Here is a 15,671-nt window from a genome sequence, read left to right as displayed (position 1 = left end):
CCGGTCGGTGGGACGGCCCCTGCGGCGCCCGTCACGGCGGCGTACAGTCCGCCGCCCTGTCCATCGGTGCGCGTGATCGCGAGGAGTCGTCATGAACCGTTTCGAGGGTGCGAACGTCCTGCTCACCGGGGCGGGATCCGGCATCGGGCGGGCCACCGCGCTGCGGCTGGTGTCCGAGGGCGCGGCCGTGTTCGCCGTCGACCTGTCCGGCGAGGGCCTGGCCGGGACCGTCGCCGCCGCCTCCGGTCCCGGGCGGATCGCGGCCCACGTCGCCGACGTCGCCGACGAGGACGCGGTGGTGGCCGCCGTGCGGGCGGCCGCCGGGGAACTCGGCGGCATCGACGTCCTGGTGAACGTGGCCGGTATCCACCGCACGACGCCTATCGGCCGGCTGACCGTCGCCGACCTGCAACGGCTCTTCACGGTCAACGCGGTCGGCACCGCCCTGTTCTGCCGGGAGGCACTGCCCCTCCTGCCGGACCGCACCGGCGTCATCGTCAACGTGGCCTCCTCGGCCGCGTCGCACGGGAACCCGTACATGACCGCCTACGCCGCCTCCAAGGGGGCCGTCCTCGGCTTCTCGCTCTCCCTGGCCGCCGAGGTCGCGCACCGGGGGATCCGGGTCGTGCCCGTCTCGCCCGGCTCGGTCGCCACACCTCTGGCGGGGCCGCACGTGCTGCCGCCGGAGCTGGACGCCTCGTACTACGGGCGGATCCGTTCCCCCTTCGGTGCCGCCGAGCCGGACCAGATCGCGGGGGTGATCGCCTTCGCGGCGTCGCGGGACGCGGGGTACCTGACGGGGGCCGAGCTGCGGGTGGACGGCGGGTCGCACATCTGAGGCGCGCAAGGGAGGCCGCCCGGCTCCGAGCGGCCACGGGGGCGGCCGGGGCGGCGACAGTGACCACGACGGCGGGCGGCGACAGTGACCACGGCGACGGGCGGCGACAGTGGCCAGGCCACGGGCGGCGACGTGGCCACTGAGCGGGACTGGCCCTTGCCTGGTTTCGAGAACGAATTCTAGTTTTACCGACGTCAGTCAGTCCCGGGCCCCACCGCCCCTCACCCCCTACGGAGAGCCATGACCGAGGCCGTCATCGTCGAAGCCGCACGGACACCGGTCGGCCGGCGCCGCGGTGTCCTGTCCGGACTCCATCCGGCGGAACTCCTCGGGCTCGCCCAGAAGGGCCTCGTGGAGCGCGCCGGCATCGCCCCCGACACCGTGGAGCAGGTCATCGGGGGCTGTGTCACCCAGGCCGGTGAGCAGTCCAACAACGTCACCCGCACCGCCTGGCTGCACAGCGGGCTCCCGCACACCACCGCCTGCACCACCATCGACTGCGCCTGCGGTTCGTCCCAGCAGGCCGTGCACCTGGTCGCCGGCCTGATCGCCGCCGGGGCGATCGAGACCGGCATCGGCTGCGGCGTCGAGTCGATGAGCCGTGTCTTCCTCGGCAAGGCGCTCACCCCCGACACCGGCGTCCCCGTGCCGCGGAGCTGGTCCCTGGACATGCCCGACCAGTTCACCGCGGCCGAACGCATCGCACGGCACCGGGGCATCACCCGCGCCGACGCCGACTCCCTCGGCCTGGCATCGCAGCGAAAGGCGGCTCGGGCCTGGGCGGAGGGACGCTTCGACCAGCAGATCATCGGCGTCGAGGCCCCCGTCGTCGGCTCCGAGGGACCCACCGGCGAGACCGCCCTCGTCACCCGCGACCAGGGGCTGCGCGACACCACCCCACAGGCCCTCGCCGCCCTCGCACCGGTCCTCCCCGACGGCATCCACACCGCCGGCAACTCCTCCCAGATCAGCGACGGAGCCGCCGCGGTCCTGCTGATGAGCCGGGAGCGCGCCGCCCGCGAGGGGCTGCGCCCGCGCGCCCGGATCCTGGCCTCCACCATGGTCGGCTCCGACCCCTACTACCACCTCGACGGGCCCGTCGCCGCGACCGAACGGGTGCTCCGCACGGCCGGCATGACCCTCGACGACATCGACCTCGTCGAGATCAACGAGGCCTTCGCCTCCGTCGTCCTGTCCTGGGCACAGGTCCACAAGGCGGACCTGGACAAGGTCAACGTCAACGGCGGCGCCATCGCCCTCGGCCACGCCGTCGGCTCCACCGGGGCCCGGCTCGTCACCCAGGCCCTGCACGAACTGGAGCGCACCGGCAAGTCCACCGCGCTGATCACCATGTGCGCCGGCGGGGCGCACTCGACCGCCACCATCGTCGAACGCGTCTGAGGAGCCGTCATGACCATCGGGCTCACCCAGGAGCACCGCGACCTGCGAGACGCCGTACGCGCCTTCGCCACCCAGCACATCACCGAGACCACCCTCCACTCGGCGGCCGACGCCGACAAGGAGACCCTCCCCGACCACTGGAGCGGCCTCGCCCAGCAGGGGCTGCTCGGACTGCACCTGCCCGAGGAGGCGGGCGGCGCCGGGTACGGCCTCGTCGAACTCGCCGTCGTCACCGAGGAGCTGGGGCGCGCCATGGCCCCCGGACCCTTCCTGCCCACGACGCTTGCCTCCGCCGTCCTGCACACCGCCGGACACCACACCCATCTCGCCGCGCTCGCCGCGGGCACCGCCGTCGGCGCGGTCGGACTCGCCACCGGCACCCTCACGCTGACCCGCGCCGCAGACGGCACGGCCGCCCTCACGGGCACGTCCGAGCTCGTCGTCGGCGGTCACCTCGCTGACGTGTTCGTGCTCCCGGCCGCCGACGGGGGCCGCGTCACCTGGCTCGTGCTGCCCCGCGCCGCCGTGGACACCACCGACGTCCGCAGCCACGACCTCACCCGCCGCTCCTCCCGCGTGACCGCCCGCTCGGTGCCGGTCCCGGCCGCCGACCTCCTCGACCTCGACCCGCAGCACCCCCGGGACCTCGCGGCGACCCTGTTCGCCGCGGAGGCCTCCGGAATCGCCGACCGCTGTGTGACCACCGCCGCCGACCACGCCCGGGTACGCGAGCAGTTCGGCCGGCCCATCGGCCAGTTCCAGGGCGTCAAGCACCTCTGCGCCCGTATGCTCGCGCACGCCGAACAGGCCCGCGCCTGTGCCTGGGACGCCGCCCGCGCGGCCGACCCCGGAGGCGTCGGCGACGACCCCCGGGAGGCCGCGCTGGCCGCCGCCCTCGCCGGGGCGGTCGCCGTCAAGGCCGCGTTCGTCACCGCGAAGGACTGCGTACAGGTACTGGGCGGCATCGGCTTCACCTGGGAACACGACGCGCACCTCGCGCTGCGCCGCGCCCAGACCCTCCGCGTCACCCTCGGTCCGGACGCCGGCTGGCGCCGTCGCGTCGCCCGCCTCGCCCTGGACGGCACCCGCCGCAGGCTGGGCGTCGAACTGCCGCCGGAGGCCGAGGCGCTGCGCGAGGGCATCCGCGCCGAGCTGCGGGCAGCCGCCGCCCTGGACGGCACGGAGCGCCTCGCCCACCTCGCCGACCACGGCTACACCGCGCCCCACCTGCCCGCCCCCTGGGGCAAGGGCGCCGACCCGGTGACCCAGCTCGTCATCGCGGAGGAACTCCAGGCCGCCGGCCTCACCCCCGTCGACATGATCATCGGCGGCTGGGTGGTACCCACCCTCATCGCGCACGGCTCCCCGGCCCAGCAGGAGAGGTTCCTCGCCCCGAGCCTGCGCGGCGACATCGTCTGGTGCCAGCTGTTCAGCGAGCCGGGCGCGGGCTCGGATCTCGCCGGACTCGGCACCCGCGCGGAGAAGGTGGAGGGCGGCTGGCGGATCACCGGGCAGAAGGTGTGGACGTCCATGGCCCGCGACGCCCACTGGGGCGTCCTGCTCGCCCGCACCGACACCGCCGTGCCCAAGCACAAGGGCATCTCGTACTTCCTCCTCGACATGAACAGCCCCGGCCTCGACATCCGGCCACTGCGGCAGATCACCGGCGAGTCCGAGTTCAACGAGGTGTTCCTGGACGACGTGTTCGTCCCCGACGACCTGCTCGTCGGCACCCCCGGCGACGGCTGGAAACTGGCCCGCACCACCCTCGCCAACGAGCGGGTCGCCCTCTCCCACGACTCGGTCGGCTCCGGTGCCGAGACCCTGCTGGAGCTCGCCGCCGCCTTGGACGGCCTGGACGACGAACGCCTCACCACCCTCGGCGGCCACCTCTGCGACGCCCAGTCCGGCGCCCTCCTCGCCCTGCGCACCACGCTGCGCACCGTCTCCGGACAGCAGCCGGGAGCGGAGGCGTCCATCGCCAAACTGCTCGGTGTCGAACACCAGCAGCGGGTCTGGGAGACCTGTGTGGACTGGCAGGGCAGCGCGGCGCTGACCGGGGAGGGCGAGCGCCACGACGCCATGTGGATGTTCCTCAACTCCCGCTGCCTGTCCATCGCCGGCGGCACGACGGAGGTCCAGCTGAACATCATCGGCGAGCGCCTCCTCGGCCTGCCCCGCGACCCCGAGCCCACCCGGAAAGGCTGACCATGCCCATCGACCGCGACAAGGCGCTGCGCGCGGACCCGTCCGTCCGCGAGATCCGCTGGACCACGCGCGACGTCCTCCTGTACCACCTGAGCCTGGGCGCCGGTGCCGCCGCGGCCACCGACCCCGAGCCGCACCTGACCTACGAGAAGGGCCTCACCGTACTGCCCACCTTCGCCCTGGTGGCCGGCACCGGGATCTCCGCGGGCGAGGCACCGGCACCGGGCGTGGAGATGCCCGGCATCGACGTCGACCTGCGCGCCGTACTCCACGCGGGCCAGGGACTGGAGGTGCACCGCCCGCTGCCGGCCGCCGGCACCGCGACGCTCCGCTCCCGGGTCGCCGAGGTGTGGGACAAGGGCAAGGCAGCGCTCGTCGTGCTGGAGTCCGCGGCCACGGGCCCCGACGGCGCACCCGTGTGGACCACCACCACCCGCATCTGGGCCCGAGGCGAGGGCGGCTTCAGCCAGGACACCGGCCACGGCTCCGAGCCCGGCCCCGGCCCCGAGGAGCGGTGGGCGGCACCGGACCGCCCCGCCGACACCGTACTCACCACCGCGACCACACCCCAGCAGGCGCTGTGGTACCGGCTCAACGGCGACCTCAACCCCCTGCACGCCGACCCGGCGTTCGCCCGGGCCGCCGGCTTCGAGCGGCCGATCCTGCACGGACTCGCCTCCTACGGACTGGTCGCCAAGGCCCTGGTCGACGGAGTCCTCGACGGCGACGTCACCCGCCTGACCGGCCTCGCCGTGCGCTTCGCGGGCCCGCTCGTCCCCGGCGAGTCGATCACGACGTCCGTCTGGCGCGACGGACCACCGGCGGACGACGGCACCGAGCGGCTCCTGCTGCACGCCGCCTGCCCGGAACGCGACGGCGCGCCCGTGCTCACCCACGCGACGGCGACGGTGCGGTCATGAACGTCCCCGCCGCCCACGAGACCGGCGAACGAGCCACCGATCGAGCCACGGCACCGGCGGCCGAGCGGACCGTCGAACCGGCCGCCGGCCCCCGTCTGGTCGCCGAGCCGCGCCCGGACGGCGTGGACGCCGCGGTCGCCGCGGCCCGCCGCCTGGTCACCGCGCTGCTGCGCGCCGGTGACGGCACCGGCGCCGACATGACCGCCATCGCCGCGCGACTCGACGCCGTCACCGACCGACTCACCGAGGAGGCGCCCACCGTCCCGGAACGCCTCGCCGAGATGTGGCGCGGCGAGGGCGTCACCCGGCACGACCCCGTCACCGGACCGGAGAACGCCCTCGCACCGCCGCTGACCCTGCACGGCAGGGACGACCGCTCCGTCGAGGGCACCGTCACGCTGGACCTGCCCTACCAGGGGCCGCCCGGACACGTCCACGGCGGCGTCTCCGCCCTGCTCCTCGACCACACCCTGGGCGTGGCCAACCACTGGGCCGGCCCCTCCGGGATGACGGCCGAACTGACCCTGCGCTACCTGCGGCCCACCCCGCTGTTCGAGCCCCTCACCGTCACCGGACGGCAGGTCTCGGTGGACGGCTCGAGGATCCGTACGGCCGGTGAGATCTCGGCCGGTGGCCGGGTCTGTGTCACCGCGGAGGGCCTGTTCATCAACAAGCGGCTCCCGCGACCGAGTTGACAGGGAGATCATGATGAGCCGGTCGGCACGGAACCTCGACGGAAAGGCCGCGGTCATCAGCGGCGCCGGACAGGGCGTGGGGCAGGGCATCGCCCTCGCCCTGGCCTCCGAAGGCGCCTCGGTCGCCGTCCTCGGGCGGACCGCGGCCAAGCTGGAGACCACCTGCGAGATGCTGCGCGCCAGAGGAGCGAAGGCCGAGCCCTTCGTCCTGGACGTGCTCGACACGGACCGCATACCCGGTGTGGTCGAGGCCGTCGCCGAGCGCCTGGGCGGCATCGACATCCTGGTCAACAACGCCTACACCGGCTGTTACGGCCCGCTCCTGTCGCTGAGCGACGAGCAGTTCCGCAGGGGCTTCGAGAGCGGGCCGTTCGCGGCGTTCACCTTCATGAAGGCAGCGCACCCGTACCTGAAGCGGAACGGCGGGGTCGTCGTCAACCTGGTCACCTCGGCCATGGTCCGCTGGGACCTGAGCACCTACGGCGCCTACGCGGCGGCCAAGTCCGCGTTGCGCACCCTGACCCGGGCCGCCGCCAACGAGTGGGGCCGCGACGGGATCAGGGTCAACGCGATCGCCCCGCACGCCGTGTCGCCGGCCTACGCGAAGTGGCGGGAGCGCCACCCCGAGGAGGCCGCGGAGTTCTGCGCGTCCATCCCGCTCGGTTACGTCGGCGACTGCGAGCAGGACATCGGGCGTGCCGTGGCGATGCTCTGCGGCCCGGACGCCCGCTATCTGACCGGTGCCACGGTGCCGCTCGACGGCGGCCAGGCCAACTTCGACTAGACAGCAGCCGCAATCCGCAGCCGCAGCCGCAGCCGCAGCCGCAATCCGCAGCCGCGGCCTCCGCCACCGACGGCGCACGCGCCTGTCCCTCCCGGTCAGCGGGATCGCCCCGGTCAGGGGCAGCCCACCCGCGGCTAGCGTCGCCGACGGCAGGAGGGACCGGGTGCCGCCCGAAGGGCGCCTCACGACCACCACGGAACGCCGGGCGCGCCAGCGCCCCCGTCACCGTACCGACATCGGGAAACCCGTCCACCGGGTGAGAGGGACCGACGTTGCCACACCAGACGATTGCTGACCTGCTGCTCGCCCGCGCCGGGGACGACCACCCGGGCCTGCTGACCCGCGAACGGAACTGGACCTGGGACGAGGTGGTCACGCGGAGCGCCGCCCGCGCCGCCTGGGCCGGGGAACTGCGCACCGAGGGGCCCTTCCACATCGGCGTACTCCTGGACAACGTGCCCGAGTACGTCTTCTGGCTCGGCGCCGCCGCCCTCGCCGGCGCGACCGTGGTCGGCATCAACCCGACCCGCAGAGGGGCCGAACTCGAGCGGGAAGTGCGCCACACCGACTGCCAGTTGGTCGTCACCGACCGGGCGGGCCTCGGCCTGCTGGACGGCCTGGACATCGGCGTGAAGCGCGACCGCTTCCTCGTCGTCGACGACCCGGACTACGCGGGCCGCCTCGCCGAGCACACCGGGAGGGCACCCGTGCGTGCCGCACCGGACGTCACCGCCGCCACCCGGATGCTGCTCCTGCTGACCTCGGGCACGACCGGCACGTCGAAGGCGGCCATCTGCTCGCAGGGCAGGCTCGCCGGGCTCGGCGCCGCCAACAGCGCCAAGTACGACATCACCCGCGACGACACCTGCTACTGCCCGATGCCGCTGTTCCACGGCAACGCGCTGATGGCGCTGTGGGCGCCGGCCCTCGCCGCGGGCGCCACCATCGCCCTCACCCGCAAGTTCTCCGCTTCCGGGTTCCTCCCCGACGTCCGCCACTTCGGCGCCACCTACTTCACGTACGTCGGCAAGGCCATCGGTTACGTCCTGGCCCGCCCCGAGACGCCGGACGACGCCGACAACCCGCTCACCCACGCCTTCGGGACCGAGGCCTCGCCCGAGGACGCGGACCGCTTCCTCGGCCGGTTCGGCTGCCGTCTCGTCGAGGGGTACGGCTCCAGCGAGGGCGCCGGCATGCTCAGGCGCGTACCCGACGGACCGGTCGGCGCGCTCGGCGTGCCCGCCCGGGACGGTGTCCGCATCGTGCACCCCACGACCCGCCGGACCTGCCCGCCCGCGGTGCTCGACGCCTACGGACGGGTGCGCAACCCGGAGGAGGCCATCGGCGAGATCGTCGACACCCAGGGCGCGGCCCGTTTCGAGGGCTACTACAACAACGAGGCCGCGAACGCCGAACGCGTGAGGCACGGCTGGTACTGGACCGGCGACCTCGGCTACGTGGACGAGGCCGGCTACTTCTACTTCGCGGGCCGCTCCGGCGACTGGATCCGCGTCGACGGCGAGAACATCTCCGCCCTGCTCACCGAACGCGTGCTGCGCAGGCATCCGGGCGTGGTCGCCGCCGGCGTCTTCGGCGTACCCGACCCGCGCTCCGGCGACCAGGTCATGGCCGCCGTCGAGATCCCGGAAGGCACCCGCTTCGAAGACCTCGACCTGCCCGCGTTCCTCGCCCGCCAGGAGGATCTGGGCACCAAGGGCGTCCCCCGCTTCGTCCGCGTCTCGCACGCGCTGCCCACCACCGGCTCCAACAAGCTGCGCAAGAAGGAGATGCAGCTCGACGGCTGGCGCACCGACGACCCGGTGCACCGCTGGGAGGGCCGGGGCCGGCCCGTGTACGCGCCGATGACCGACGACGACAAGGCCGCGCTGCGCGCCGAGTTCCTCGCCAACGGGCGCGGTCGCTTCCTGCCCTGAGCGCCCACGCCCGTCCGGCCCCGGCCCGCCCGCCGGTGACAACCAAGGAGAACGACACATGCAACTGCGCGAGAGCGCCGCGCACCGAGAGCTGCGGCGGGAACTGCGGGCGTACTTCGCGGGCCTGATGCCCGAGGACGAACGCCGTCGCGTCGGCGAGGAGGGCGTCGGCGGGGACCGCTTCCGCGAGGTCGTCAAACGGCTCGGCGCGGACGGCTGGCTGGGCATCGGCTGGCCCACCGAGTACGGCGGCCAGGGCCGGCCGGTGGAGGACCAGTACGTGTTCTTCGACGAGGTCCAGCGGGCCGGCCTGCCCTTCCCGTTCGTCACCGTCAACACCGTCGGGCCGACCCTCATGGCCCACGGATCGGAGGAACACCGGCGGCGGTTCCTGCCCGGCATCCTCTCCGGCGACATCGTCTTCGCGATCGGCTACACCGAGCCCGAGGCCGGCACCGACCTCGCCTCGCTGACCACCCGGGCGGTCCGGGACGGCGACGCGTACGTCGTGGACGGGAGCAAGATCTTCACCAGCGGTGCCAACACGGCGGACTACGTGTGGCTCGCCGCCCGCACGAACCCCGACGCCCCCAAGCACAAGGGCATCTCCATCCTCATCGTGCCCACCACCGACGACGGCTTCTCCTGGAGCCCCATCCGCACGGTGGGCGGCATGGTCGTCACCGCCACGTACTACAGCGGGGTACGTGTCCCGGCCGGGGACGTGGTGGGTGAGGTGGACGGCGGATGGCGGCTGATCACGGCCCAGCTGAACCACGAACGCATCGGTCTCGCGGCCCTCGGCGGCCGCATGATCCAGCTGTGGGAACGGGTCCTCGAATGGGCGAAGGAGAACGGCACGGCCGACCTCCCCTGGGTGCGGCAGGAGTTCGCCCGGACCCACGCCCGGCTGGAGGCGATGCGGCTGATGAACTGGAAGATGACCGCGGCCGTCGCCGCCGGCGCCCTGACCGGCGCCGACGCGGGCGCCGCCAAGGCCTACGGCACCGAGACCCACATCGACGTCCAGCGCGGACTGACACAGATCCTCGGCGCCGCGGGACGCATCCGGCCCGAGTCACCGGGCGCGGTCCTCGCCGGACAGGTCGAGCAGCTCTCCCGGCAGGGCATCGTGAACACCTTCGGCGGTGGCGTCAACGAGATCCTGCGGGACATGGTCGCCACCCAGGGGCTCGGGCTGCCCCGCAAGGGGCGTGGCGCGTGACCGGGCAACAGCACGACACCACGCCCGGTCACGCGTACGAGGAACGGCTGCGGGCCTTCGCCGGGCGCGAACTGCGCGCCGTCACCCCGGCGCAGGACCCCGTCAACCAACCGATGATCCGGCACTGGGCGGAGGCGATGGGTGACACCAACCCCGTCTACACCGATGCCGAGGCCGCCCGTGCCACCGGACGGGCGGGGGTGGTGGCACCGGCATCGATGGTCCAGGCCTGGACGATGCGCGGCTACGCGGCCACCGTCGCCCCGACGGCCGGGCGGGACGGTGTCGACGAGCTGGTCGACCTGCTCGACGAGGGCGGCTACACCTCCGTGGTGGCGACCGACTCGGAGTTCACCTTCCTGCGGGAACTGTCGCCCGGGGACCACGTCGCCGTCTGCGAGACCGTGGAGTCGATCTCACCGGAGAAACGGACCGGCCTGGGCACGGGACGCTTCGTCACCACCCTCAAGACGTACACCGACCAGCACGGCGAGACCGTCGCCACGCAGCGTTGGCGGACCCTCCGTTTCCGCCCGGCCTCCGGGCCGGCCTGCAAGCCGGCCTCCGGGCCGGCCTGCAAGCCGGCCTCCGGGCCGACCGCGAAGCCCGAGCCCGCGCGGACCGCGAAGCCGCCCGTGAAAGAGGACCCCGGGCCGACCGCGAAGCCCGAGCCCGCGCGGACCGCGAAGCCCGCCCCCGAGCCCACCGCGGGGCCGGACCCCGCCCCGGCTCCGGTCCTGCGTCCGCGCCCCGCGGTCAACCGCGACAACGCCTTCTTCTTCGACGGCGCGAAGCGGCACCGGCTGCTCATCCAGCGCTGCGCCGCCTGCTCCGCCCTGCGCCACCCACCGGGCCCCTGCTGCCCGCAGTGCAACTCGCTGGAATGGGACACCGTCGAGTCCGTTGGCCTCGGCCACGTCTACAGCTTCGTCGTGAACCACCACCCCCGGCACCCGGCCTTCGACTTCCCACTCGTCGTCGCCGTCGTCGAACTTGCCGAGGGCACCCGCCTCATCACCAACCTGACCGGGGTCGCCCCCGAGGACGTCGCGATCGGCATGCCCGTGGTCCTCGACTGGCTCGACGCCGACCCCGATCTGACCCTGCCGGTGTTCCGGCCCGCCCCGACGGAGGCGCCCTGATGGATTTCTCCCTGGGAGAAGAGCTCGAAGCCGTCCGTGACCTGGCGCGGGAGATCTTCACCGACCGTGCGACGCCCGAGCGGCTGCGCGAGGTGGAGACCTCGACGACCCGGGTCGACGCGTCCCTGTGGCGTGATCTGGCCGCCGCCGGCCTGCTCGCCGCCGTACTGCCCGAGGAGGACGGCGGCGCCGGACTCGGCATGGCGGGGGTGGCCGTGCTGCTGGAGGAGCAGGGCCGGCGGGTGGCGCCGGTGCCGCTGTGGCCCGCGCTGGTCGGCGCGCTCACCGTCGCCGCGCACGGCACCGCGCGACAGCGGGCGCGACTGCTGCCCGTCCTCGCGGAGGGGAACGGCCGGGCGACCCTGGCCCTGGAGGAGTTCGGCCCCGCCGACCCGCTCGCACCACGGACGACGGCGGTGCCGGACGGCCCGGCGCGGGGCCCGTCCGACGGCCCGGACGACGGCGCGCGCTGGCTGCTGACCGGCACCAAGGCCGTGGTGCCGGCGCCGGCCGGTGCCCGGCACGTCCTGGTCACGGCCGCCACGGCGACGGGCCCCGGCCTGTTCCTGGTCGCGTCGGACGCCCCCGGAGTGACCTGGGAGCACGCCGAGACCACCAGCCACGACCTGAGTGCCCACCTCACCCTCGACGGCGCACCCGGCGAACCCGTCGGCGCACCCGGCGACGGCACCGTCGCCGCGCTGGTCCGCGACTCCTTCGTGGCGCTCGCCGCCGTCCAGGTGGGGGTGACCGCCGGCGCGTTGCGACACGCCGCCGACCACCTGCGTGAACGCCACCAGTTCGGCCGTCCGCTCGCCACCTTCCAGGCCGTCCAGCACCAGCTCGCCGACTGCTACGTCGACATCGAGGCGATGCGGGTCACGCTGTGGCAGGCGGTCGACGCGCGGACGGAGCCGTTCGACGCCGCGGACGCCGACCGCGCCGCGCTGGTCGCCAAGTGGTGGGCCGCCGAGGGCGGTCTGAACACCGTCCACCGTGTGCAGCACGTGCACGGCGGCATCGGCGTGGACACCGACTACCCGGTGCACCGCCACTTCCTGTGGGGCAAGCAGATCTCCACCACCCTGGGCGGCGCGGGCGCGGACCTGGAACGCCTCGGTGCCCTGCTGACGAGCGGGGCGGTGACCCCATGACGCGCCCGGACACTTCCGCGCCGCTCCCCACCACCCGTACGTACGGCGAGGTGTCGGTCGGCGACGTACTCCCCGACCTGCCCACCCCGGTGACCCGCACCCTGATCGTCGCCACGGCGCTCGCGAGCCGCGACTACCAGGACGTGCACCACGACCCCGAACTCGCCCGCGAGCGGGGCTCCGAGGACATCTTCATGAACATCCTGACCAGCAACGGCCTGGTCGACCGCTACGTCACCGGCTGGGCCGGCCCGGCCGCCGTCGTCACGGCCATCCGGATCCGGCTCGGCGCCCCCAACCACCCCGGCGACACCATGGTGCTCACCGGCACGGTCACGGCGAAGCACGACGAGAGCCGCCACGTCGACATCGCCGTCACTGGCACCAACAGCCGGGGCGCCCACGTCACCGGCACCGTGTCCGTACGACTGCCCGGGGAGGCCCGATGAGCCCCGGCCGGCTCTCCCGGACCGCCGCCGTGGCCGGCATCGGCGCCACCGAGTTCTCCAAGGACTCCGGCCGCAGCGAGCTCCAGCTCGCCTGCGAGGCCGTGCTGGCCGCCCTCGCCGACGCCGGGCTGACACCCGCCGACGTCGACGGCCTGGTCACCTTCACCGCCGAGACGAACTCCGAGATCCACGTCGCCCGCAACACCGGCATGGGCGACCTGACGTTCTTCTCCCGCGTCGGATACGGCGGCGGGGCCGGCTGCGGCACCGTCCAGCAGGCGGCGATGGCCGTCGCCACCGGAGTCGCCGACGTGGTGGTCTGCTACCGGGCGTTCAACGAGCGCTCCGGCGAGCGCTACGGACTCGGCCAGGCCGCCCGTCCCATGGACACCACCGCCGACCGGGCCGCCTACGCCTGGATGACCCCGTTCGGACTGAGCACCCCGGCCCAGTGGGTGGCCATGTTCGCCCGTCGCTACCTCCACGAGTACGGCGCCACCACCGACGACTTCGGCCGAGTGGCCGTCGTCGACCGCAAGCACGCCGCGAACAATCCGGCCGCCTGGTTCCACGGCCGCCCCATCACCCTGCAGGACCACCGGGACTCCCGCTGGATCGCCGAGCCGCTGCGGCTGCTCGACTGCTGCCAGGAGACCGACGGCGGCCAGGCCCTGGTGATCGTCTCCGCCGAGCGTGCCCGCGACCTGCCCCACCCGCCCGCGGTCGTCGACGCGGCCGCCCAGGGGCTCGGTGCCGACCAGCACATGATGACCAGCTACTACCGACCGAGGATCACCGGCCTTCCCGAGATGGGCCTCGTGGGACGGCAGTTGTACGGGCAGAGCGGTCTCGGCCCCGACGACATCGACGCGGCGGTGCTCTACGACCACTTCACCCCGCTGGTCCTGCCGCAACTGGAGGAACTGGGCTTCTGCGAGCCGGGTGAGGCGAAGGACTTCATCGCCGACGGCCACCTGGAGGTCGGCGGCAGGCTGCCCCTCAACACCCATGGCGGGCAGCTCGGCGAGGCCTACCTGCACGGCATGAACGGCATCGCCGAGGGCGTCCGGCTGATCCGCGGCACCTCCGTGAACCAGCCGGACGACGTCGGCCACGTCCTGGTCACCGCCGGCACCGGAGTCCCCACCAGCGGCCTGATCCTGGGAGCCGACCGATGACCGCCATGACCGCCATGACCGCCTCCCCGTGGCGGGGACACGACCTCGGCACCCGCACCGTCTCCTACACCGCGCGCGACGCGATCCTGTACGCCCTCGCGGTCGGCGCCCCCGCCGACCGGCTGGACCTCGTCCACGAGGAACGCCTGCGCGTGCTGCCCACCTTCGCGCTGACCCTGGCCCAGTGGGCGCCCGACGCACTCGGCGCACTCGGCGCCTTCGACGTCACCACCGCGGTGCACGGCAGTCAACGCCTCGCAGTGAAGGCCCCGTTGGAGCGGTCCGGTGAGCTGACGACCTCCGCGCGGGTCGCCGAGGTGTGGGACAAGGGCTCGGCAGCCGTCTTCGACGTCGAGGTGTCCTGCGACCGGTTCACGGCGACCTGGTCCCTCTTCGCCCCCGGCGGCGGCGGCTTCGGCGGCGACCGCGGCCCGTCCGCCCCGCGCAGACCGGACCGGCCGGCCGAGTACCGGCCGACCGTGGCCACGCACTCCCGGCAGGCGGCCCTCTACCGGCTGCTCGGCGACCGGCATGCCATGCACATCGACCCCGAGGCCGCGAAGGCGGCGGGCATGCCCCGGCCGTTCCTGCACGGACTGTGCACCCTCGCCGCCGCGCTGCTGCCCCTGGCCGACGCTGTCGGGGCGCACCCCGCCGAACTGCTGGAGCTGGGGGCCCGGTTCGCCGCGCCGGTCTTCCCGGGCGACCGGCTCGCCCTGCGCGGCTGGAACGACGACAGCGCCGGCGTCCGCTTCGAGGCGTCCGCCGGCGACGACCGCACGGTGCTCTCCGGCGGCCGTGCCCGCTTCGCCCCCGCCGACGCCGCGCACCACCGCGAGGAGACCCCCGATGCTTGACGCCGCACAGCGCGCCCAGGCCGCCGAACTGCTCCGCGGCGCACAGCGCGACCGGACCCCGGTCGACCCGCTGACCAGCACGTACCCGGAGATCGACGCCACCGACGCGTACGAGATCCAGCTGCTCAACGTCCGCCGGCAGTTGAAGGAGGGGAACGTCACGGTCCACGGGCACAAGGTCGGACTGTCCTCCGAGGTCATGCAGCGGATGATGGGCGTGGACGAACCCGACTACGGCCACCTGCTCTCGGACATGGTGCTGTCCGAGGGGACACCCGTCGACACGGGCCGTTACTGCCACCCGCGGATCGAGGTCGAGATCGGGTACGTACTGGGCCGGAGCCTGCCCGGCGAGGGCTGCACCACGGCGGACGTCCTGGCCGCCACCGAGTACGTCGTCCCGAGCATCGAGCTCATCGACAGCCGGATCCGGGACTGGAGGATCGGACTCGCCGACACCATCGCCGACAACGCGTCGTCCGCCGGAGTGGTCCTGGGCTCCGCCCGGGTGCGCCCGGGGGACCTGGACCCCGCCGACATCGCCGCCGTGCTGCACCGGGGCGGCGAGGAGATCGCCCGGGGCAACACCAGCGCGGTGCTGGGGGACCCGACCGAGGCCGTCGCCTGGCTGGCCCGCAAGGTGGCGTCCTACGGGGTGCGTCTGGAGGCCGGTCACGTGGTGCTGCCGGGTTCGTGCACCCGGGCGGTGGACGTGCGGCCGGGAGACGAGTTCCGGGCGGAGTTCGAGGGACTGGGCTCCGTGTCGGTCGGCTTCGTCTGAGGGCCGGCCCGCGCGTGTTCCCGCTTCGGGCGTCCACTCAACGGGACACGGCCGGTCGAAAACTAGAATGGGTACTAGTTTCGCGACGAGCGCTCCCGTCGGCAG

General features: G+C 73.7%; 14 protein-coding genes. All 14 read left to right on the top strand.

What is annotated here, in order from left to right:
* Positions 1-91 precede the first annotated feature (91 nt).
* The 14 genes from ACP4IX_RS18830 to ACP4IX_RS18765 all read left to right on the top strand — a co-directional run bounded on the left by ACP4IX_RS18830 (position 92) and on the right by ACP4IX_RS18765 (position 15,566).
* Positions 92-838: an SDR family NAD(P)-dependent oxidoreductase gene (locus tag ACP4IX_RS18830; protein ID WP_426556166.1), complete on the top strand. Its 747-nt coding sequence runs from the start codon at positions 92-94 to the stop codon at positions 836-838.
* A 240-nt stretch (positions 839-1,078) separates the two neighbouring features.
* Complete coding sequence (locus tag ACP4IX_RS18825) at positions 1,079-2,239, top strand: steroid 3-ketoacyl-CoA thiolase (protein ID WP_426556165.1); 1,161 nt, start codon at positions 1,079-1,081, stop codon at positions 2,237-2,239.
* Positions 2,240-2,248: 9 nt separating this feature from the next.
* Complete coding sequence (locus tag ACP4IX_RS18820; protein WP_426556164.1) at positions 2,249-4,447, top strand: acyl-CoA dehydrogenase; 2,199 nt, start codon at positions 2,249-2,251, stop codon at positions 4,445-4,447.
* Positions 4,448-4,449: 2 nt separating this feature from the next.
* The gene (locus ACP4IX_RS18815; RefSeq protein ID WP_426556163.1) at positions 4,450-5,367 is read left to right on the top strand and encodes a MaoC/PaaZ C-terminal domain-containing protein; all 918 of its coding nucleotides are present in this window, start codon (positions 4,450-4,452) and stop codon (positions 5,365-5,367) included.
* Positions 5,364-6,062: a PaaI family thioesterase gene (locus ACP4IX_RS18810; protein ID WP_426556162.1), complete on the top strand. Its 699-nt coding sequence runs from the start codon at positions 5,364-5,366 to the stop codon at positions 6,060-6,062. Before ACP4IX_RS18815 ends, ACP4IX_RS18810 begins: the two co-directional genes overlap by 4 nt.
* 10 nt (positions 6,063-6,072) lie before the next feature.
* Positions 6,073-6,846, top strand: a complete 774-nt coding sequence (locus tag ACP4IX_RS18805; RefSeq protein ID WP_426556161.1) for an SDR family NAD(P)-dependent oxidoreductase — start codon at positions 6,073-6,075, stop codon at positions 6,844-6,846.
* Between the two features lie 272 nt (positions 6,847-7,118).
* Positions 7,119-8,780, top strand: coding sequence for an AMP-binding protein (locus tag ACP4IX_RS18800; protein WP_426521657.1), 1,662 nt, complete (start codon positions 7,119-7,121; stop codon positions 8,778-8,780).
* 58 nt (positions 8,781-8,838) lie between these two features.
* A complete protein-coding gene (locus tag ACP4IX_RS18795) occupies positions 8,839-10,005 on the top strand; it encodes an acyl-CoA dehydrogenase family protein (RefSeq protein WP_426521656.1) in 1,167 nt (388 codons plus the stop codon).
* A complete protein-coding gene (locus ACP4IX_RS18790) occupies positions 10,002-11,147 on the top strand; it encodes an FAS1-like dehydratase domain-containing protein (RefSeq protein WP_426556160.1) in 1,146 nt (381 codons plus the stop codon). The genes ACP4IX_RS18795 and ACP4IX_RS18790 overlap by 4 nt, the downstream gene beginning before the upstream one ends.
* Positions 11,147-12,301, top strand: coding sequence for an acyl-CoA dehydrogenase family protein (locus ACP4IX_RS18785; RefSeq protein WP_426521654.1), 1,155 nt, complete (start codon positions 11,147-11,149; stop codon positions 12,299-12,301). The genes ACP4IX_RS18790 and ACP4IX_RS18785 overlap by 1 nt, the downstream gene beginning before the upstream one ends.
* Positions 12,298-12,750, top strand: coding sequence for a MaoC/PaaZ C-terminal domain-containing protein (locus ACP4IX_RS18780; protein WP_426521653.1), 453 nt, complete (start codon positions 12,298-12,300; stop codon positions 12,748-12,750). Before ACP4IX_RS18785 ends, ACP4IX_RS18780 begins: the two co-directional genes overlap by 4 nt.
* Positions 12,747-13,928 (top strand): lipid-transfer protein, encoded by a 1,182-nt coding sequence (locus ACP4IX_RS18775; protein ID WP_426521652.1) that lies wholly within the window; start codon positions 12,747-12,749, stop codon positions 13,926-13,928. Before ACP4IX_RS18780 ends, ACP4IX_RS18775 begins: the two co-directional genes overlap by 4 nt.
* A complete protein-coding gene (locus tag ACP4IX_RS18770) occupies positions 13,925-14,785 on the top strand; it encodes a MaoC/PaaZ C-terminal domain-containing protein (protein WP_426556159.1) in 861 nt (286 codons plus the stop codon). The genes ACP4IX_RS18775 and ACP4IX_RS18770 overlap by 4 nt, the downstream gene beginning before the upstream one ends.
* Positions 14,778-15,566 (top strand): 2-keto-4-pentenoate hydratase, encoded by a 789-nt coding sequence (locus ACP4IX_RS18765; RefSeq protein WP_426521650.1) that lies wholly within the window; start codon positions 14,778-14,780, stop codon positions 15,564-15,566. The genes ACP4IX_RS18770 and ACP4IX_RS18765 overlap by 8 nt, the downstream gene beginning before the upstream one ends.
* The last annotated feature ends 105 nt before the right edge of the window (positions 15,567-15,671 follow it).

The organism is Streptomyces sp. WG5 (assembly GCF_049974565.1).
Taxonomy (GTDB): Bacteria; Actinomycetota; Actinomycetes; order Streptomycetales; family Streptomycetaceae; genus Streptomyces.
This window is presented reverse-complemented; position numbering and strand designations above follow the sequence as displayed.